Annotated in this window: 19 protein-coding genes; 3 read left to right on the forward strand and 16 right to left on the reverse strand. The window is 72.0% G+C overall.

Annotated features, from left to right (window positions below; translation table 11 throughout):
- Window positions 1-126: 126 nt before the first annotated feature.
- From OG485_RS00830 to OG485_RS00870, 9 genes are all read right to left on the reverse strand, one after another.
- Complete coding sequence (locus tag OG485_RS00830) at window positions 127-1,653, reverse strand: FAD-dependent oxidoreductase (protein WP_328663436.1); 1,527 nt, start codon at window positions 1,651-1,653, stop codon at window positions 127-129.
- A 2-nt stretch (window positions 1,654-1,655) separates the two neighbouring features.
- Window positions 1,656-2,600 (reverse strand): aromatase/cyclase, encoded by a 945-nt coding sequence (locus tag OG485_RS00835; RefSeq protein WP_328663438.1) that lies wholly within the window; start codon window positions 2,598-2,600, stop codon window positions 1,656-1,658.
- Between the two features lie 50 nt (window positions 2,601-2,650).
- Entirely contained in the window at window positions 2,651-3,439 is a 789-nt protein-coding gene (gene fabG, locus OG485_RS00840; protein ID WP_328663440.1) for a 3-oxoacyl-ACP reductase FabG, read from the reverse strand.
- Window positions 3,440-3,451: 12 nt separating this feature from the next.
- A complete protein-coding gene (locus OG485_RS00845; RefSeq protein ID WP_326783021.1) occupies window positions 3,452-3,721 on the reverse strand; it encodes an acyl carrier protein in 270 nt (89 codons plus the stop codon).
- A 61-nt stretch (window positions 3,722-3,782) separates the two neighbouring features.
- Complete coding sequence (locus OG485_RS00850; RefSeq protein ID WP_328663442.1) at window positions 3,783-4,997, reverse strand: ketosynthase chain-length factor; 1,215 nt, start codon at window positions 4,995-4,997, stop codon at window positions 3,783-3,785.
- Window positions 4,994-6,265: a beta-ketoacyl-[acyl-carrier-protein] synthase family protein gene (locus OG485_RS00855; protein WP_328663444.1), complete on the reverse strand. Its 1,272-nt coding sequence runs from the start codon at window positions 6,263-6,265 to the stop codon at window positions 4,994-4,996. Before OG485_RS00855 ends, OG485_RS00850 begins: the two co-directional genes overlap by 4 nt.
- Window positions 6,262-6,591 carry a TcmI family type II polyketide cyclase gene (locus OG485_RS00860; RefSeq protein ID WP_326783024.1) on the reverse strand — a complete coding sequence of 110 codons (330 nt, stop codon included), beginning with the start codon at window positions 6,589-6,591 and terminating at the stop codon, window positions 6,262-6,264. Before OG485_RS00860 ends, OG485_RS00855 begins: the two co-directional genes overlap by 4 nt.
- Before the next feature lie 258 nt (window positions 6,592-6,849).
- Complete coding sequence (locus tag OG485_RS00865) at window positions 6,850-7,548, reverse strand: antibiotic biosynthesis monooxygenase family protein (protein WP_326783025.1); 699 nt, start codon at window positions 7,546-7,548, stop codon at window positions 6,850-6,852.
- Window positions 7,549-7,598: 50 nt separating this feature from the next.
- Entirely contained in the window at window positions 7,599-9,071 is a 1,473-nt protein-coding gene (locus OG485_RS00870; RefSeq protein ID WP_328663448.1) for an FAD-dependent monooxygenase, read from the reverse strand.
- A 166-nt stretch (window positions 9,072-9,237) separates the two neighbouring features.
- On the opposite strand from OG485_RS00870, the gene OG485_RS00875 reads away from it, so the two are divergent.
- The gene (locus OG485_RS00875) at window positions 9,238-9,708 is read left to right on the forward strand and encodes a nuclear transport factor 2 family protein (RefSeq protein ID WP_326783027.1); all 471 of its coding nucleotides are present in this window, start codon (window positions 9,238-9,240) and stop codon (window positions 9,706-9,708) included.
- A gap of 91 nt (window positions 9,709-9,799) precedes the next feature.
- On the opposite strand, the gene OG485_RS00880 is transcribed toward OG485_RS00875, so the two are convergent.
- The 6 genes from OG485_RS00880 to OG485_RS00905 all read right to left on the reverse strand — a co-directional run bounded on the left by OG485_RS00880 (window position 9,800) and on the right by OG485_RS00905 (window position 16,174).
- Window positions 9,800-10,219: a pyridoxamine 5'-phosphate oxidase family protein gene (locus OG485_RS00880; RefSeq protein ID WP_326783028.1), complete on the reverse strand. Its 420-nt coding sequence runs from the start codon at window positions 10,217-10,219 to the stop codon at window positions 9,800-9,802.
- 392 nt (window positions 10,220-10,611) lie between these two features.
- Window positions 10,612-10,770 (reverse strand): hypothetical protein, encoded by a 159-nt coding sequence (locus tag OG485_RS00885; RefSeq protein ID WP_326783029.1) that lies wholly within the window; start codon window positions 10,768-10,770, stop codon window positions 10,612-10,614.
- Window positions 10,771-10,804: 34 nt separating this feature from the next.
- Window positions 10,805-12,283, reverse strand: a complete 1,479-nt coding sequence (locus tag OG485_RS00890) for a condensation domain-containing protein (protein WP_326783030.1) — start codon at window positions 12,281-12,283, stop codon at window positions 10,805-10,807.
- A gap of 210 nt (window positions 12,284-12,493) precedes the next feature.
- The gene (locus tag OG485_RS00895) at window positions 12,494-13,315 is read right to left on the reverse strand and encodes a 4'-phosphopantetheinyl transferase family protein (RefSeq protein WP_328663453.1); all 822 of its coding nucleotides are present in this window, start codon (window positions 13,313-13,315) and stop codon (window positions 12,494-12,496) included.
- A gap of 136 nt (window positions 13,316-13,451) precedes the next feature.
- Window positions 13,452-15,221, reverse strand: a complete 1,770-nt coding sequence (locus tag OG485_RS00900; protein ID WP_328663455.1) for an acyl-CoA dehydrogenase — start codon at window positions 15,219-15,221, stop codon at window positions 13,452-13,454.
- On the reverse strand, window positions 15,218-16,174 hold the full coding sequence (locus tag OG485_RS00905; RefSeq protein WP_328663457.1) for an aromatase/cyclase: 957 nt from the start codon (window positions 16,172-16,174) through the stop codon (window positions 15,218-15,220). The genes OG485_RS00900 and OG485_RS00905 overlap by 4 nt, the downstream gene beginning before the upstream one ends.
- Before the next feature lie 619 nt (window positions 16,175-16,793).
- Between OG485_RS00905 and OG485_RS00910 the strand changes: the two genes are divergently transcribed.
- Window positions 16,794-17,369, forward strand: a complete 576-nt coding sequence (locus tag OG485_RS00910; protein WP_328663459.1) for an IS607 family transposase — start codon at window positions 16,794-16,796, stop codon at window positions 17,367-17,369.
- On the forward strand, window positions 17,366-18,826 hold the full coding sequence (tnpB, locus tag OG485_RS00915; RefSeq protein WP_328663461.1) for an IS607 family element RNA-guided endonuclease TnpB: 1,461 nt from the start codon (window positions 17,366-17,368) through the stop codon (window positions 18,824-18,826). Before OG485_RS00910 ends, tnpB begins: the two co-directional genes overlap by 4 nt.
- 46 nt (window positions 18,827-18,872) lie before the next feature.
- On the opposite strand, the gene OG485_RS00920 is transcribed toward tnpB, so the two are convergent.
- The gene (locus tag OG485_RS00920; RefSeq protein ID WP_328674205.1) at window positions 18,873-19,202 is read right to left on the reverse strand and encodes a toxin-antitoxin system HicB family antitoxin; all 330 of its coding nucleotides are present in this window, start codon (window positions 19,200-19,202) and stop codon (window positions 18,873-18,875) included.
- Between the last annotated feature and the right edge of the window lie 64 nt (window positions 19,203-19,266).

Below are 19,266 nucleotides of genomic sequence, written 5' to 3' on the forward strand. Positions count from 1 at the left end.
CTGTCCTTCCTGACAGTGGGGATCACTGGTGACTGGGTTGTGCGTGGGTGTGCGGCGGGGTGCGGACGTACATGTGGGGACGCAATCGTGGGGGGGATTGCGGACGTGCCCCCGCTCCGGGGACGCTCAGGGGGTCGGTGGGCGGGCCGGGCCGAACCAGCGGTCGAGCGCCTCGGCCAGCCCGACCTCGTCCCGGCCCACCCACGCCACGTGGCCGTCGGGCCGTACGAGAACGGCCCCCGGCTCACCGGGGAGCGAGCCGGGCTCCGGGTCGCCGGCGACCGCGGTGACCCGGTCGGCCCAGCCGGCGGGCACCCGTACGCCGGTCCCGTCCACGTCGAGCAGCAGACCGCCGCGGGCGCGCAGCAGCTCGGCAGTGCTGCCGCGCTCGCGCCCGCCGGACCGCACGACGGTGTGCGGCAGCCGGGCGCCGAGCAGCGGGTGCGCGGGGCCGGGCACCGGGTAGCGCACGTCGAGTGCGCTGATCATCCCGGCCAGGTGGGCCCGTGCCTCCTCCAGGCCGGTCAGCTCGACCACCAGCGCGCGCAGCGGCTCCACCTCGGGGCCGCCGAGCAGCAGCAGGGCCTGGGCCCGGATGTTCGCCAGGACCCGGCGGCCGACCGCGTGCCGCTCCTCGTGGTAGGTGTCGAGGAGGCCCTCGGGAGCCAGCCCGCGCACGGTGAGCGCGAGCTTCCAGCCGAGGTTGAAGGCGTCCTGCAGACCGAGGTTGAGGGCCTGGCCACCGACCGGCATCTGCCGGTGGGCGGCGTCCCCCGCGAACAGGACGCGCCCGTGCCGGTAGGAGGCGAGCTGCCGGGAGGCGTCGCCGAAGGAGTTCACCCACAGCGGGGTACCGCCGCTGATGTCCTCTCCGGTGACCCGCTTCCAGACGGTGGCGACCTCCTCGAACGGAGCGTCCGCGGTGCGCGGGCCGGCCGTCGAGCCGAACTCGTGGACCATGACGCGGGTGACGCCCTTGTCGTTGCGCCAGGCGATGGCCAGCCCCCGCTCCAGGCGCTGGAAACGCCGGTTGGGGATGTCGATGCCCTCGATGTCGGCGCGCAGCAGTTCCCGGCCGGCGTCGTGGCCGGGGAAGTCCACCCCGGTCAGCCGCCGTACGGTGCTGTCCTCGCCGTCGCAGGCGACCAGGTAGCGGGCACGCAGCCGCAGGACTCCGTCCCGTCCGACGGCCTCGGCCTCGACGTACTCGCCGACCTCGCCGGCAGCGACCAGTTCGTGGCCGCACCGGATGTTGACGCCGTGCGAGATCGCCCACTCCTCCAGGACCGCCTCGGTCTTGGTCTGCGGCACCTTCCACTGGCCCGGGTGGGTGCTGGGCAGGGTGAGGTCGAGCGGGAGGCCGCCGAAGTGGCCGCGCGGCTCGTGGGGCGGCGTGCCGACGTCGGGCAGCAGTTTCCGCGCGTCGAGGATCTCCATGGTACGGGCGTGCAGCGTGGAGGCCCGGGACTCGGTGGACGGGGCCTTGCGCTTCTCGACCACGACCACGTCCACGCCGCCGCGTGCGAGTTCGGCAGCGAGCATCAGCCCGACGGGTCCGGCACCGACGACCAGGACCTCGGTGCCGAGCCGGTCCGGGCGGCCCGCGCCGCCCGGTGCCGGTTCGGCACCGCCCGTTGCAAGGTCGGGCGCCATGCTCAGGAGGCCTTCGACTCGGCGTAGGCCTTCGCGTGCGCGAGGGTGGCGCAGCTGTTGGTGGACAGCGCCGTGTGCACGTACGCGCGGGCGTCGGCGACGGTGGCTTCGTCTCCGAGGATGCGCGCGATGTTCTCCGTGTTGAGGCTGACGGTGTGCTGCGAGGATGCGGCGGTGCCCTCGTCGGTCTCGACGAACGTCCACTCGCCGGTGTGCAGGGTCATCAGCGCCGGCAGGGTGACCTGCTTGTAGGCGATCTTGTCGTGGGGGAAGACCACCCGGTACGACTTGGTGGTGTGCACCGAGCCGTCCTTGGCGCGGGTGTCCATCTCCAGCTCCTGCAGGCCCGGGGTGTCCTCCTCGAGGCGCACCACGGCCACGTGCGGGAGCCGCTCGGCCCACAGCTGGGCCTCGTTGATGAAGTCGAACACGTCCTTGGCGGAGCCCGCGACCTGGACGGTGTCGGTGAAGGAGAAGGTCAGCTCCTCGGTCTCCGCGGCGTGCGCCGCCTCGACGTTGACCTTGAGCGCGGCCAGCTCGGAGGTGCTGTTCTTGTCTACCGCCTGCGCGATCCACAGCAGGTCGTGCGCGTCGTCGTTGATGGCGCTGTAGTCGTGCAACAGCCGGACGCGGGACTCCGCCTCGCCGAGCGGCTCGATGATCCAGGTACCGCCCATGTGCTTGACGGGCTCCGCCGGGACCTCCTGGCGGAAGGTGATGCGCAGGCCCGCCGGGTCCAGGGTGCGGCGCGAGGTCCAGTTCTTCGGCCGGCCGTTGGCGGTCGCCCAGATCCGGATCTTCTCCTCGGCGCCCCCGGCCTCGACCTGGTCCACGTGGATGGTGGGCGGGAAGATGCGCGGCCAGTTGCTCACGTCCGCGAGCAACTGGTACACGGCGGCGGCCGGGGCGCCGACGGTGATCTCGTGCTCGACCTCACGCGTGGTCATGACGGGTTCTCCTCAGGTGGTGTTCGGGGGGTGCGTGGGGGCGGGCCCTGCTAGAAGTTGCCCAGGCCGCCGCAGACGTTGAGCGCCTGCGAGGTGATGGAGGCGGCGGTGTCCGAGGCCAGGTAGCCGACCAGGCCGGCGACCTCCTCCGGGGTGGAGTAGCGGCCGAGCGGGATCTTCGCCTGGAACTTCTCGAGGATGGCGTCCTCGGAGGTGTCGTAGGCGGCCGCGTAGCCCTGGCGGACCTTCTGGGCCATCGGGGTCTCGACGTACCCGGGGCAGACCGCGTTGACGGTGATGCCGGTGGGGGCCAGCTCGTTGCCCAGCGCCTTGGTGAAACCGACGACGCCGTGCTTGGAGGCGGAGTACGGAGCGCCGAGGACGACGCCCTGCTTGCCCGCGGTGGAGGCGATGTTGATGATCCGGCCGCGGTCCTTGTGCCGCATGCCGCCGGTGCTGAGCACGGCGCGGGTGACGCGGAAGACGCTGTTGAGGTTCGTCTCGATGACGTCCTGCCACAGCTCGTCGGTGATGTCGGCGGTCGGTCCGCCGCCGGACCGGCCGGCGTTGTTGACCACGACGTCGACGGTGCCGAAGCGGTCGACGGCGGCCTGGACGAAGGCGTCCACCGAGGCGGTGTCGCGGACGTCGACGACCGCGCCGTCCACGTCCAGGCCCTCGGCCTGGAGCTCCTTGACGGTGGCGGCGATGTTGTCGGCGTTGCGGGCGCCGATGAACACCTTGTGGTTCTGCGAGGCGAGCAGACGCGCCGAGGCGAGGCCGATGCCGCTGGTGGCGCCGGTGACGACGGCGACCTTGGGGGTGGCGTGCTGGGTCATGTCCGGATCCCTTCAGGCAGCCGTGGCAGGCGCGAGCTGCATGTTGACGACGTCGATGAAGGTCCGCGGCGTGTGCGCGTCGTTGACGGCCTCCTCGTCGAGGGAGATGCCGCACTCGCGCTCGATGAGGCTGCCGGCCTCCAGCAGGGCGAGAGACTCGTAGCCGAGCACGTCGAACTCGGTGTCGAGGATGTCGCCGTCCAGGTCGACGCCCTCGGCCACGCCCGCGGCCTCCTTCAGGATGCGCTTGAGGTCGTCGAGGGTGAACGCCTTGGTGGCCATGGTGGAGTCCCTTTCATCATGATGCTGCGTGGGTGGTGGCGTACGTGCGGACGAGGCCGCCCTACTCGGCGGCGCGCACGACCATGGCGGAGTTGAACCCGCCGCTGCCGCGGGCCAGGACCAGCGCGCTGCGCACCGGTGCCGGGCGCGGCTGGCCCAGGACCAGGTCGAGCAAGTAGTCCGGGCACGGGTCGACGTGCACGGTGGGCGGGATGATCCCGTCGCGGATGGAGAGGAAGGCGGCGACCAGGTCCAGCGGGGCCGCGCCCGAGTACAGGCGTCCGGTCATTGTCTTGGGCACGGTCACCGGGACGGCCCGGGCTCCGAAGACGGCGGTGATCGCCTCGGCCTCGATGCGGTCCGGCTCGGGGTCGCCGGCGCCGTCGGCGAAGACGACGTCGATGTCGCCGGAGTCGACGCCCGCGTCGGCGAGGGCGAGCTCGATGGCCTTGCGCAGGCCCGGCTCGCGGCCGCTGCCGGGCCTGGGGTCCATCGTCGAGCCGTGGCCGGCGATCTCGCCGTAGATGCGGGCGCCGCGGGCGCGCGCCGCGTCGGCGTCCTCGGTGATGAGGATCGCGCCGCCCTCGCCGGGCACATAACCGCGGGAGTCGCGGTCGAAGGGCAGGTAGGCGCGGGCGGGCTCGTCGCTGGTGGACAGCTTGCCGGTGGACAGCTGGGCCACCCAGCCCCACGGGCAGATGGAGGCGTCGACGGCTCCGGTGACGATCAGCGAGGTGCCCTTGCGGATCTGGCGGCGGGCGTGGGCGACGGCGTCGAGGCCGCCGGCTCCCTCGCTGACCACGACGCCGGCCGGGCCCTTCATGCCGTTGCGGATCGAGATCTGGCCGCTGTTGACGGCGTAGAACCAGGCGAAGGACTGGTACGCCGAGACGTACTGGCTGCCCCGGCCCCACAGGCTCTGCAGCTCACCCTGGCCGAACTCGAAGCCGCCCGCGGCCGAGGCCGTGATGACGCCCATGTCGAACCCGGACATCTCCGCGGGGTCGACGCCCGCGTCCTGCAGCGCCCAGTCCGTGGCCACCAGCGCGAGCCGGGTGACCCGGTCGGTCTGCGGCAGGATGCGTGAGGGCAGGTGGTCCTCGGCGACGAAGCCGGGGACCTCACCCGCCAGGCGGGCGGGGTAACTTGACGGGTCGAAGCGGGTGATCCGGCCGATGCCGTTCTTTCCGCCAAGAGTCGCCGACCAGTAGTCCTTGACACCCAGCCCGTTGGGGGAGGCGATGCCGAGGCCGGTGACCACTACCGACGCGGTCATACGAGGTTCCTTTCAGGGCTGGCCAGCACCATGGCGCTCTGGAAGCCGCCGAATCCGCTGCCGACCGTGAGGACCGCGTCGACCAGCTGTTCCCGCGCGGTGACGGGGACGTAGTCGAGGTCGCACTCGGGGTCGGGCGTCGTCAGGTTGGCCGTGGGCGGTACGAGGTCGTACTCCATGGCCAGGGCGGACGCGGCGATCTCGATGGAGCCGATCGCGCCGAGCGAGTGCCCGACCATCGACTTGATGGAGCTGACCGGCGTGCGGTAGGCGTGGTCGCCGAGACTGCGCTTGAAGGCGGCCGTCTCGTGCCGGTCGTTCTGCTTGGTGCCCGAGCCGTGCGCGTTGATGTAGTCGATCGCCTCGGGGTTCATGCGGGCCTCGCCGAGGGCGACGTTGATGGCCTCGGACATTTCCAGGCCATCGGGGCGCAGGCCCGTCATGTGGTACGCGTTGGAGCGCGTGGCATAGCCGGCGATCTCGGCGTAGATGTGCGCGCCGCGCTTCTTGGCGCTCTCCAGCTCCTCCAGCACGAAGAAGGCGGTGCCCTCGCCCAGCACGAACCCGTTGCGGGTGCCGTCGAAGGGGCGCGAGGCGCTGTGCGGATCGTCATGGCGGGGGGTGGTGGCCTTGATGGCATCGAAGCAGGCCATCGTGATCGGGGAGATCGGGGCGTCCGAGGAGCCTGCGATCATCACGTCCGCCGACCCCTCGCGGACCAGCTCGACGGCGTAGCCGACCGAGTCGAGGCCGGAGGTACAGCCGGTGGAGACCACGGTGGAGGGGCCCTCGGCGCCCACGGCCCAGGCGACCTCGGAGGCGAAGGAGCTCGGCACCATGTGGTTGTAGAGGTGCGGGACCGCGTAGGCGTGGTCGACCAGGTCGAGCCGGCCGCCGTCACTGACGACCCGGTACTCCTCGTCGAGGCTCATCGTGGCGCCGACCGCGGAGCCCACGGTGACACCGATGCGGTGCGGGTCGATCCCGCCCAGCTCGATGCCGCTGTCGGCGACCGCGCCGCGCGAGGCGACCACCGCGAACTGCGCGGTCCGGTCCAGGCGGCGCACCTCCTGCGCGGTCAGCCCGTGGGCGTACGGGTCGAAGTCGATCTCGGCGGCCACCCGGGAGCGGAAGGGCGCGGGGTCGAAGAAGGTGATCCCGCGGGTGGCGGTGCGGCCCTCGCTCAGCAGGTTCCAGAACCTCTCCTTGCCGACACCACCGGGGGCGAGCACCTCGATTCCGGTGATGACGACGCGTCGGCGGGTCATGCGGACGCTTCCCAGTTGTAGAAGCGCGCGGCCATCGCGTCGGCCGGTGAGCGCCAGGTCTTGGGGTCGTAGGCCTCGATGAAGGGCTTGAGGTCCTGGCTGATCCCGACGAAGCGCGGGTCGCCCTTCGCCTGCTCGATCAGCTCGCCTCCGTTGTCCTCGTCGAAGTCCTGGAGGTGGAAGTACAGGCCCCGGTACGAGAACAACTGGCGGCGCCGCGTTCCCATGCGCTGGGGCATGTCCGTCGCGTCGAATTCGGAGAACAGCTTTGCCACATCGACGGACGAGGCTGCTGCCATCCGGGCGACAATCAACGTGCTGTGCATAAGGTTTGGCTCCTCAGCGTGTGCGCGGGAGAGCGCGGTGCAAACGCGGCCTGTGTGGCGGCCTGAATTCGCCACTGGCTTGACGGTCCCGCCTGGCGATAGCGCGCCGCACGGGGGATTCTCGAATTCCGCCGGAGCGGGTGCACAGTGCGCCTTCTCATGGATGGGGGGCACGTACGCGGGACGCCCGGCGCCCTGAGCGGGGTGCCGGGCGTCCAGGGCATTGCGGTCCCGTCGCGCCGTGGAAAGCGCGCCGGTTCACTCGCCGGCAGAGCGGGAGTGCACCACGGTGTACGAGTTGATGTACGGGGCGCCGGTGGAGACGGCGCGGACGCGGTTCTGGGCCTCCTGGCGCGCGGCGGACTGCTGCTCCGGGGCCTGGTCGCGGTAGGAGTCGTAGGCCTCCTTGCTGTCCCACTGCGAGTAGGAGACGACGAACTTGCCGTCCAGGCCGCGGGCGCGCAGGCCCTTGAGGACCACGTGCGAGCGGAAGCCGGGGACCTCGGCGAAGAAGTCCTGACCCTTGCCGAGGGCGTCGATGGCCTCGTCCTGGCCGTCGTCGGTCACGGAGAAGACGCCGAGGACGGTGTAGTCGTCGCGGTGCGGGCCGACCTCGACCTTGCCGTCGAGGGCGCCCGAGGTCAGCGTGTAGGCGACCTCGTTCTGCAGCAGCTTGATCGAGGTGGTGATCTCGCCGAAGACGGGGAGGGTGCGGTGCTTGAACTCCTCGCCCTCGTATCGCCGCTCCAGGTCCTCGCCGCTGCGCCACTGGATGAAGTTGGCGGTGCCCAGGCTGTCGACGCCCGCGTGCACGGTGCTGTTCATCCAGCCGTCGTACGTCGCCGCGTCGACGATCTTCCGCATCTCCTCGATCAGGCTGTCCTGCTTCTCAGGCGCGTCGGTGGTGAAGAGGTTGAGGACGGTCAGGTGCTTGTCCTCAAGGGAGATGAAAGGCATTCTTCTTCGCTTCCTGTGGAGGGTACGGACGGAGCGGGACGGAAAAGCGCTCAGCCGGCGGGACCGAACCAGCGGGTGAGAGCGTCGGTGAGGCCTTCGGAGCCGGCGCCTTCGGGCGCGAGCCAGGCGACGTAGCCGTCGGGGCGGACGAGGATGCCGTCCACCGGGGCGTCGCAGTCGGGCTGGTCGGCGCGGACCACCTCGACGCGGTCGGCCCAGCCAGCGGCCGCCTCGCGCAGGCCGTGGTCGCCGCCGAGTTCGAGGAGCACGGCGCGGCCGGCGTTCAGCAGCGCGAAGACCGAGGTCTTTTCGCCGTCGACGACGAGTTCCCGGTCGGGCAGGCGCCGGCCGAGCAGCGGGTGGTCGCCCGCGCCGACGTCGTGGCGGATGTCGAGGCCGGTGACCATGCCGACGAGGTGGCGGCGGACCGATTCGTGGTTCTCCACCAGCTCGGTGAAGACCTCGCGCATCGGGGTGATGTCGTCGCCGCCGAGGTAGAGGATGCGCTGGGCGAGCGTGTTGGTCAGGATCCGGGCCCCGACCGGGTGCCGCTCGGCGTGGTAGGTGTCGAGCAGGCCCTCGGGCGTCCGGCCCTGGATGTCCAGGGCGAGCTTCCAGCCGAGGTTCACCGCGTCCTGGATGCCCGCGCTCATGCCCTGCGCGCCGATGGGCAGGTGGATGTGCGCGGCGTCACCGGCCAGGAAGACCCGGCCGCGCCGGTACTCGGCGGCCTGGCGGCTGTTGTCGGTGGTGGAGCTGACCCACAGCGGCGTGGCGCCACTGATGTCCTCGCCCGTCAGGCGCTGCCAGGATGCGGCCACCTCCTCGAAGGTGATCGCCTCGGGGCTCTTGCGCAGAGGCTCGGCGCTGTCGAAGTAGATGACGCGGCTGCGGTCCGGGCCGATGGGAATGACCATCACCATGCCGCCGGGGACGCGCTCGCCGCTGAAGCGCGGGCGCAGCGGTACGCCGGCCACGTCCGCGAAGCGCAGCTCGACGGCCGGCTCGGTACCGGGGAAGTCGATGCCGGCGAGCTTGCGCACGATGCTGCGGGCGCCGTCGCAGCCCACCACGTGACGGGCGCGCAGGGTGAGGGTGCCGTCCGCGCCCTGCGCGGTGAGCGTCACGCCCTCGGCGTCCTGGGCCAGGCCGGTGGCCTCGACGCCGCGGCGGATCTCGGCGCCCAGTTCGCGCGCCCAGCCGCCGAGGACGCCCTCGGTACGGGCCTGCGGGATGCCGCGGGCGCCGTACGAGCCGCCTTCGAGCACCTGGTAGTCGAGCGGGACGCCGCCGAAGTGGCCGACCGGAATGACGCCGACCTCGCCGAAGCGGGCGATCAGGCCGCGCTGGGCGAATTCCTCGATGGTCCGCGCAGAAAAGCCGAGCGCCCGGGATTCCATAATCGGCTCGGCAAGTTTGTCAAGGACTATCACCGAGGCTCCATTGAGCCTCAACTCGCCCGCGAGCATGAGTCCGGTGGGCCCGGCTCCCACGACAATGGCATCTACATCAAAGGTGCTCATCCCGCCTCTTCCCACTGGTGTTCGGCCAGTATCACGAGGGCCCGGGCGGGGCGTAAAGACGGATTGATACAGACCTTCGACAATCAATGACAGAAAAGCGTCAGCAATGTCAGATCTTTGTCAGGCGGGGTTGCCCGGACGGGACGGGCCAGGCGCATTCTCAAGGATGACCTCCACCAAAATCCTCGAGGAATCCGGCACCGCAAGCCTTCTTGTGGCGGCCCTTTTGAACCGCTATCTGGTCTCCCTCGACGACGAAGAACTCGACGACGCCTGGGCGGCGGAGCTGTTCACCCCGGACGCGGTGGTGGCCTTCCCGCCGATGAGCCGGCACGAGGGCACCGAGGGCATGGCCGGGTTCCACCGCAAGGCCCTGTCGTCCTTCGCCGCCACCCAGCACCTGGGCTCCCCGGCCGTGGTCGTCCTGGACGGGGACCGGGCCACCCTCCGCGCCAACCTGATCTCCACCCAGGTGCACCACCCGCGCCACGTCCCGCCGCAGGGCGTGCTCGCGCCGCTGTTCACCACCGGCACCTTCGTCAACGGCGAGGCCCTGCGCACCCCCGTCGGATGGCGGCTGACCCTGCTGTCCTTCCGCCTGCTGTGGGCGGACGGCACTCCTCCGCCGGTCGCGTAGGCGCGCGCGATACGGGTGAGCGCGCGGCGCAGCCGGGAAGGCTGCCGCCGCGCGCTCGGGTGCCGGGGCTGCGGTGGTGCGCAGGTACTGCTCAGGTGTTGAGGGTCAGTACCCGGTCGACCTCGATCTCGATCACCACCCGGCCGGGCGGGTTCGGCGGCGCCGACCGGTACCGCTTGGCGTACCGCTTGACTCCCTCGGCCACCCGCTCAGGTTCGCGCACCACCGTGCCGGAGCCCTCCAGCGTGACCCAGGTGAAGCCCTGCACCTGGCAGATCGCCACCCGGCCGCCGGGGTCGGACAGCAGGTTGCGCGCCTTGCGCGAGGAGGCGACGGTCATGACCCGGACAAGGCCGGCCGTCCCGTCCCAGGTGAACCGTACGGGCGCCGTGTGCAGTGTCCCGTCGGGCCTGACGGTGGTGAGCACGCCCGCGTGCTCGGGGTCGTTGAGAAACGCCTCGACCGAGGGCGACACCTGCGGTGCGCCGGCGCGCTGCTTCGACAGCGACATCGGGTGATTCCTTTCTTTCGCTGGTGCTCGACGGCCGCGGCGAGGCCGGCGGCGCCGTCCCGCACGGGGGCGGACCCGGCGGTGGCCGACCCGGTCCGCCAGGCGGCCCGGGTCCAGGCAGGCAGCGTGCAAAAGACCGCTCGGCCGGGGCTGGAGCGGCGCTACGCGATGGATCGAGTTCCACTCGGAACCGTCTGGTTTCGGCCATGGGCCACCCAGAGGGCCGGGCCGACGGGGCGGCCGACGGCCGGATCCGCACCCCTCACGGCGAGCCGGACAACACGGCGCAGCCGCGCGACGCGAATGGTCGGGTGAGCGCAGAGGCGGGTGGAGAGCCGAGCGGAGAGAGGGCCGGCAAGCCGGTCGGCCGGTGGTGTCCCGTACGACACGGGCTAGTCGATACCGCGGACGATGGTGGACTCCTCGAGGAACTCCGTGTCGTCCTCGTCCACGCCGGCCAGCCGCAGCGGCGGCGCGACCCCCACCGGGACCAAGCCGAAGAAGAACATCTCGACCTCCCGGAAATCTTGCCTGATGTCGTAGGTGAACATGGGCGGCTCCTTCACGATGAGTCGTCCCACGGTGTCAAGACCCGCTAGGGATCCACTCGACGTCGGATCGCTCACCGATCGAGTGAAGGCGGAAGCGTGCCGCCCGCTGAGCGGCCGAGCCGCGCCGCTGGGCGATCCGCGGCGGCTCGTCCCCTTCGAGGACGGCGAGCACCTGGGCGAGCGTCGTCTCGGCGCTGGTGGCGGGCAGTTCGCGCAGCAGCCGCGCGCAGTGGCCGACCAGACGGACCGCATCGGCTCCGGACATCCGGGACCGGTCGTGTGCGGCGGTCAGCGTCAGCGAGCCGTCGGGGCCGCGCTGCGTGAGCAGGGCCACGGGGAAGGCGGTGTGCGCACCGCTCGCGTACAGCGGCTCGATCCGCACGCCGTGGTCGGCCAGCCCGGCGCGCAGCTCCCGCGGCGGGCGCGGCACGCTTCCGACGGCTACCAGGCTCGCCAGCAGCGGCCCGCCGCCCGTGGCCCGGCCGGTCCACTCGTGGATCTGCCCGGCGGAGACCCACTCGTACGCCGCCATGTCCAGCGCGCGGTCGCGCAGCACCGTCAGCAGCCGCCCCAGCCGGTGCGCCGGATCGACCTGGACGGACATCGGAAGGCAGTTGCGCATCGGCGCGGGCAGCCGCTCAACGGCCTCCAGGGCGATGCCGCGCCCTGAAACGGTGACGCCGAATCCGACCTGCGCGGGGCCGCTCAGGCCCGCGCCGCGATACAGCAGCATCGCCCAGACCGCCTGCAGTGCACTGGATTCGGGCACCGCCTGGGCCGCGGCCCAGCGGTACAGCCGCTCGGCCTCCTGGGCCGACAAGCGCGCCTCGGCGCGGCCGCAGCCGCTCTCCAGGGTGTCCGGGCCGGGCGCGGCGGGCAGCACGGCAGGCGCGCCCTCGGGTACCGTCCGGGTCCAGAACTCCCGTGCCGGGCCCGGGTCCTGGTGCTCCAGCCAGCGCGCCCAGTCGCGGATGTCGGGCCGCCTCTCCCCTCCGGGCAGCGCGCCGCCGGCCAGATAGGCCCGGTAGAACTCGTCCAGGAGGACGAACACGCTCCAGGCGTCCAGCAGTGCGTGGTGGAAGGTGAGCAGCACGCGCGCGGCGGGCGCCGGGTCGTCGACCAGGGTGACCCGCAGCGGTCCGGGGCCGCGCAGGTCGAAGCCGCGCAGCCGGTCGCGTTCCACCAGCTCGTCCCAGTCGACGGCGCCGGCCCGGTGGCGTACGACCTCGACGGCGGCCCGGTCGTGCAGGACCACGCGCGGCCACGGCTCCCAGTCGACGGCGGCGCGCAGCACCGTCTCCCGGTCGGTGACGGACTGCCAGGCTGCGGTGAACCGCTCGGTGTCCAGCGGTCCGCACCAGCGCCAGGACAGCTGCTCGACGTGGCGGCCGGTGCCGCGGTGCTCCAGTGAGTCCAGCAGCAGGTCGTGCTGCCACCAGGTCAGCGGCAGGGCGGAGCCTGCCTGGCGACCGCCTCGTCCCCGGCCCGCGCGCGGGCGGCTCGGCCTGGCCATGTGGTCGCCCTCCTCCGGTCCAGATCATCCCGTACGGGGCGCCCGGAACGCCGGGGGACCCGGAGAGCGGGGCGCCCGAGGGCGCGGCACTCCCGGGTCCACTGTGGAGCAACCCGCTGCCGGGGACCTGGCAGAGCGCTGGCGCGCCTCGAAGTCCGCCGCAGAGCGCCTCAAGCCCCGGACCCTCAAGCCCCGGACCCAGGCCGCAGGTCAGCTCGCGCTCTGGTTCATCGCCGACAGGAACCCCTGGTCGAGCATGGTCCCCACCGACGTGTCGTTGGCGGTGTACAGCCCCGCGTCGTGGCAGGCCGTGCTCAGCAGGTAGCGGCCCATCACCGGGTGCGTGGCGAAGCCCCACTCCCCCCGGGTCGCCGCGCTGCCGTCCGCGGCGTGCAGCCGCGCGCCCGTCAAGCCGGACTCCTTGAAGCCGAACTCCTTGAAGCCCAGCCGCAGCCCCTGCCCGAGCGCCTTGCTGTACGCCTCTTTGAGGGTCCACAGCTTCAGCGCGTACGGGACCCGCTCCGCCTCCGGCAACCCGGCGATCTCCGCCGCCTCGGCCGGGGTCAGGATCTGCGCCTCCAGCAGGTCCAGCCGTACGTTGCGGCCGGCCAGCTCCACGTCCACGCCGATCCGGCCCGTGCGGCTCAGCCCGACGGCCATCAGGTCGCCGGTGTGGGACAGGCTCAGCTCGATCTGGTCGAAGCCGCGCAGATAGGGGCGCCCTCCCAGCCGGTAGGCCAGGTCGAGGTACTCCGGCGGGATGCCGAGCGCCGCCGCCGCCGTGTACTTGATGAGCAGCCGGGCGGCCGCGAAGCGGTAGCGCACGGTGGCGTCGGGGGTACGCCGGTAGCGGTCCCAGTCCGGCCCGAGCAGCTCGCGCAGCCGGGGTGTGGTCAGCACGCTGGGCAGCCATTCGCTCCAGGTCGTGTGGACCACCGCGTTGCCGAGCCCGGTCAGGTTCTCCTTCACCCCGTGCCACGGACCGTGCGGCCGCGGCACACGAAGGGGGGCGGCGCATCTCACCTGGTCCATCGTCGTCTCCTGCGTGTAGTGCCGTCCGTCCCGGTCCCGCGGGGCGGACGGCGATCTGGCCGAGGCGTTCGTCCACCGCCCCGACACGTCTCCGGTGCCGTGACCCGAAGGCGGGCGGGCGAGGTCACCGCACGCCTCAGCCCGCCAGCGCCGTCCCGTACAGGTCGAGGCTCCGCCCCTCCCGGCACCGCTCCAGCACCTCACCGAGCACCGAGCCCACCACGCTCTCGGGAAGGTTCGGCACCACCGCCCCCAGCCGCCGCGCGATCCGGCTCAGCGCGAGCAGGGCCCAGGCGGGCTCCTCCAGGAACGATCCGGTCCCGGCCTGCCCCTCCCACATGCCGAGTACCGCCGCCGCCGCGAGCACCAGCGCGTACCGGTCGGCCAGCGCGCAGGCCTGCGCATCGAATCCGGTGCCGCCGACCGGCGCGCTCAACGCGGCGCACCGCGCCCTCAGCACCCTCAGCTCCGCCACGAACGCCTGCGCGAGCCCCGCCAGCACCGCGTGCGGCGACCCGTCGGCGTACCCGGAGCGCCCCTTCGCCAGCCGGCCCGCCGCGCCGACCAGAGTCGCCGTCAGCAGGTCGTCCGTACCGGAGTGCGCGAGGCGCCGGTGGTCGAACGGGGGCAACGGCGCCCCCGGTTCGAACAGCCCCGCCGGCGGCTCCGGTGTACGGAACCACGCCGTGCGCGCCAGCGCCGGCAGCTGCGGCACCAGCACCGCCTGGCATACGGCCGTCCCCGCGTGTCCGAGACCGGCCACCGGCAGGTCCCGTACGAGCTTCTGAAAGCCGCCGTGCAGCGGCCCGCGGTCGTACCCGCGGGCGCCGAGCACGGTCGCCAGCTCCTCCAGGTCCTCACGCAGCAGGTCCGGCATCGTGTACTTGACCGCGGCGGCCAGCAGGTACGAGTCCTCCGGCAGCAGGCTCATCGCCCGCAGCCCGGTGACGGCCATGCTGTCGCAGGCCAGCAGGTCCGCGAAGACCCCGGCGAGCACCTTTTGCCACCGCCGGGCAGGCCATCCGTCGGGCCGGTTCTCCACGGCCGCGCGCACCGCCTGGCGCAGCACGCTGTCCACGCCGGCCAGCACCACGCCCGGAATCAGACAGTGGCTGATCTGGAAGCTGCGCAGCGCCAGCGACACCCCTTCGCCGACCTCGCCGACCAGCGCCTCGGGTCCCGCGGCCACATCGGCGAATTCGAGTCCGGAGAAGTGAGCGCCGCGCATGCCCGGCATCTCGACCCTGCCCAGCCTGCGCACCTCGCCGGAGGCGGGCGGCTCGGGGCCGAGCAGCAGCACGGAGTGGCTGCGCGGACCCTCCTCGCGCGCGGTGCGCGCGTACACGACGAAGGCCTGGGCGCGGTGGGCGTTGATGACCGTGTCCTTGTGCCCGTTGAGCACCCAGCCGCCGTCCGGACCGGGCTCCGCCTCGACCTCGTTGCGCAGGATCGCGTTGGCGTGCGCCACCTCGCGGTGCACGATCGTGACCCGGCCTCCGTCGAGGAGGTGCGCGGCCAGCGCCCGGCGCTGCGGCTCGTCCCCCGCGGTCCACACCGCGCAGGCGGCGAAGAGCGAGGTGATGCCGAATCCGTAGCCGAGCGCGAGATCGCGGCGGAACAACGGGCGCAGTACCCGCGCGAGTTCCTCCAGATCGGTGAGCCGGCCGCCGAGGTCGTACGGGACGAACTCGGCGCCCAGGCCCGCCTCGGCGAGCAGTGCCTCGGTGGCCGCCGGCGCGTCGCGGGCCTCGTCGGCGCGCAGCAGCGCCAGGTGTCCGTGCGGGTTGTCCGGATCAAGGGGGTCGCCGAGGGCCGCCTCCAGCCGGGCGGCGCGCTCGGACGCGGTGGCGGGCGCCGCCTCACCTTCGTCCCGTGCGGGGACCATGGTGTCCTGGACCGCGGTCACAGGACGCGGATCGAGTCGATGGCGTACTGCGCGGCGTGGCGCAGTACGGACAGGCCTGCCTGGCCCATCGCCTCGCGCACGTGCCGGCCGGCGGCCACCGCGTCGGTGCCCTCGCCCAGCACGCTCTCCATGTTCTCCTCGCACAGCAGCACGCTGTGCCGGGCCGTCAGGTTCACCCCGGACTCGTCGGGCTCGATCGACCACTCGCCGGTGTGCGCGGTCAGCAGGGGCGAGGTCCGGGTCTGCTTGTAGCAGATGCGCTGGGTGCCCGGGAAGCAGATGCGCACCGATTCGGTGCTGTGCGCGCCGCCGTCGACGGACAGGCTGCCCATGGACATCAGCTGTACTCCCGGCTCGTCCTCGACCAGGTCGACCCGGTTGACGTGCGGGAGGCCGGCGGGCCAGTCCCGCGCCCGGTACAGGAAGTCGAACACCGGCTCGCCGGGGGCGTCGACCCGTACGGTGTCCTCGAAGGACCACACCAGGTCGTCCAGACGCGTCCAGCGCTCGGCGAGCTCGGCCAGCCGGTCCAGCTGGGCGCGGCTGTTGTCGCGGGTGACTTGCTCGACCCAGGCCACGTCCGCCGGCACGTCCCGGGCGACGGTGAAGGAGTGCTCCAGGGTCACCTTGGCGGCGTACTCACCCAGCGGCACCACCGTCCACACGCCGCTCATGGACCGCGTGGGCGCGGCGGGCAGGTCATGGGTGAACTCCACGCGCAGCCGCTCCACGTCCAGGTGCCGGCTGGACACCCAGGACTTGACGGTCTCGCCCGCGGTGACCCACATGCGCAACCGCTCCCGCTTCCCGTCGAAGTCGAGCTGCTCGACATGGACACAGGGCTGGAAGAACAACGGCCACCGGGTGGCGTCCGCGATCAGCCCGTACATCACTCCGGCCGGGGCCGCCGCGATCACTTCGTGGACCGTGCGGTGCACACGCGCATCCGACATCTTCCACACCCTCCTCATTCGTACGCCGGCCGGCTCCGACCGGCGGCGTCCGGGCTGCGGCGGGACTCCGACCTCCGCCCGGCACGGTGCCATCACTGCGCCGGTGACCTCGCACCGGCGAACCCGTCCGCCTGCCGCTGAGGGCCGCCGACAGACCTTGTCGTGCGGCGCTGGGCTGACGGCCGTACCCACGACACTGTCCGGAACCGCTCGCAGACCGCATGGGCTTGACTGGAGCGCGGCTCCAGCCACCCGCTGCGTCCGCCTCGATCCGAAGGCCCGGCCTCCCCTTTTGGACGTACGCCGGTCTCGCGGGAGGGTTCGAGCCCCCGCCGCTTGAGCCGTCCTCGAGCCCGGCCGCCGAGACTCTCCGGGCGGAAGCTCAGGCGGCGTCGACCTGACGGACGACGCCTCCGGCGTCCCGGGCAGCTCCCCTTCCCCGGCCCGGCTCGTGACCGCCGCCCACCCGGCCACCCCCGTCCTGGTGGGCGGCTTCGGGCTGCGCGCCGCCGGGGTGTCCAAGACTTCCGCGGCACGGCGCAACAGGGGTGACAGCTGCTATGGATTTTCTAATCATTCATAGTCGTCTCTGGTCAGACATCTCACGTAGCTTGGTTTTGTGAGGCTGTCGGAGTGGGCGCGTCAGCAGGGCGTGAGCTACCAGACCGCCTGGCGGTGGGTGAAGGACGGGAAGATGCCCGTGCCGGTCCGCCAGGCGCCGTCCGGGACGTGGCTGGTCGACGAGGTTGCCGCCCAGCCGTCCGGACGCGTGGTGGCGTACTGCCGCGTGTCGTCAGCAGACCAGAGGGCCGACCTGGATCGGCAGGCCGCGCGGGTGGTGTCCGGCGCGAACGGACTGGTCCTGGCCGTCGCGGAGGTCATGACCGAGGTCGGGTCGGGGCTGAACGGGCGCCGCCGCAAGCTGCACCTGCTCCTCTCCGACCCGGGCACGGCTGTGATCGTGGTCGAGCACCGTGACCGGCTGACCCGGTTCGGCGTCGAGCACCTCGAGGCCGCGCTGTCGGCGTCCGGCAGGCGCCTGGTCGTCCTCGACCCTGCCGAGACAGCAGACGACCTGGTGCGGGACGTCACCGAGGTGCTCACCTCGATGTGCGCCCGCCTGTACGGGCAGCGGGCGGCGAAGACCCGGGCCGCCCGCGCGGTGGCCGTGGCGACCGGCGAGGCCCTCGAGTGAAGAAGTTCCGGCCGCAGCCCGGGTTCGTGGTGCAGGCGTACCGCTTCGCGCTGGACCCGAACGCCGCCCAGGAGCACGCGTTGCGCTCGCACTGCGGTGCGGCGCGCGCGGCGTACAACTGGGCTGTCGGCTGGGTGACCGCATCCTGGTGGCAACGCCGCGCGGAGGAGTCCTACGGCATCCCCGCCGACCGGCTCACCGAGTGGCGGCCGTGGTCGCTGCCCGCGCTGCGCAAGGAGTTCAACCAGGCCAAGAAGACTGATCCGCGCTTCGCTGCCTGGTGGGAGGAGAACTCCAAGGAGGCGTACAACACCGGCCTCGCCAACGCGTCGGCCGCGTTCGACAACTACGCCAAGTCGAAGAACGGCAAGCGCAAGGGCGTCCGGATGGGTGCGCCGCGGTTCAAGTCGAAGCGGAAGGCGCGTCTGTCCTGCCGGTTCACCACCGGCACCATCCGTGTCGACGCCGACGGCCGGCACGTCACCCTGCCCCGCCTCGGGGCGATCCGCACGCGCGAGTCCACTGGCGGCCTCCTCGCCCGCATCATGGCCGGGACCGCGCGCATCCTGTCGGCGACCGTCCGCCACGAGTGCGGACGCTGGTTCGCCTCGTTCCAGGTGGAGGTGAAGCGCGACCTCGTCCGAGTCACCCGCCCCCAGGTCGCGGTAGGCATCGACCTCGGTATCAAGACCCTGGCCGTCATGGCCGACAGTGCAGGCGAGATCCGTGAGGTCCCCAACCCGCGGCACCTGAGCACCGCGCTGAAGCAGCTGCGCCGCGCCTCCCGCACCGTCTCCCGGCGCCGGGGCCCGGACCAGCGCACCGGACAGAAACCCTCCCGCAGGTGGGAAAAAGCCAACGCCCAGCGCAACCGCGTGCACCACCGGGTCGCGAACCTCCGCGCGCACGCCCTGCACAAGCTCACCACGAGCGTTGCCGGCGAGTACGGCACCGTCGTGATCGAGGACCTCAACGTCGCCGGCATGGTGAAGAACCGGCGCCTGGCCCGGCACATCGCCGACGCCGGATTCGGCGAAATCCGCCGCCAGCTCACCTACAAGACCCGCCAGCGCCACGCCACCCGCATCATCGCGGCCGACCGCTGGTTCCCCTCCTCCAAGACCTGCTCCGGGTGCGGCACAGTGAAAGCCAAACTGCCGCTGCACGTGCGGACCTACGCATGCGACGCGTGCGGCCTGGTCATCGACCGGGACACGAACGCGGCACGAAACCTCGCTGCCCTCGCAGCAACAGCCTGCACGACTGGTACCGGAGTGGCCGGAGACCAGGACACCGCCCCGGCGGTGTCGAAGCCCCGTGGAGCCGACCACAAGACCCGCACCACCCGCCCCCGCCGCAAGACGGGGACGGGGCGGGCAGGTGGCGCAACCCTGCCGCACCAGCAGCAGACAGAAACGGGAGACCGTCCTCAAGCCGAGCCCCTGAAGCTCTGGTGACGTGACGGACCTTCCAGGCAGAAATGCCCGGAAGGCTGAGACCTGACTACGGGCTCAGCAACGGCTCACGCTTCCTCCTGGTACGCCCAGCCGGCCCCGAAGCCCGCGGCCGGCGCGCCCTCCACCTCGTTTCCTTGCGGGGTGCCCCGGCCTTCAGGCCGGGGGGTGAATGCGAGCTGCTGCGGAGCAGGGCAGGGGCAGAGGAATCGCCGTCAGGGCGATTCGTCGTCGCCTTGACGGCTTCGAGGGCGATCTCGAGCAGGTGCAGGATCTCGGCGTTGAGGGGCCGCCGGTCAGCGGGGGCCCGGGCGGTGAGCCGGGCGTGGAGTTCTTTGGGGATGCGAAGCGTGAGACTCGTCCGCGCCCTCCTCGTCAGCGCTCAGCCGGTCCGAAGCGGTCCGTGCGATCTCCCTCTCCGGCGCGTGCGGTCCCCGCGGCGC

Source organism: Streptomyces sp. NBC_00328 (assembly GCF_036139655.1).
In the GTDB taxonomy this organism is placed as follows: Bacteria; Actinomycetota; Actinomycetes; order Streptomycetales; family Streptomycetaceae; genus Streptomyces.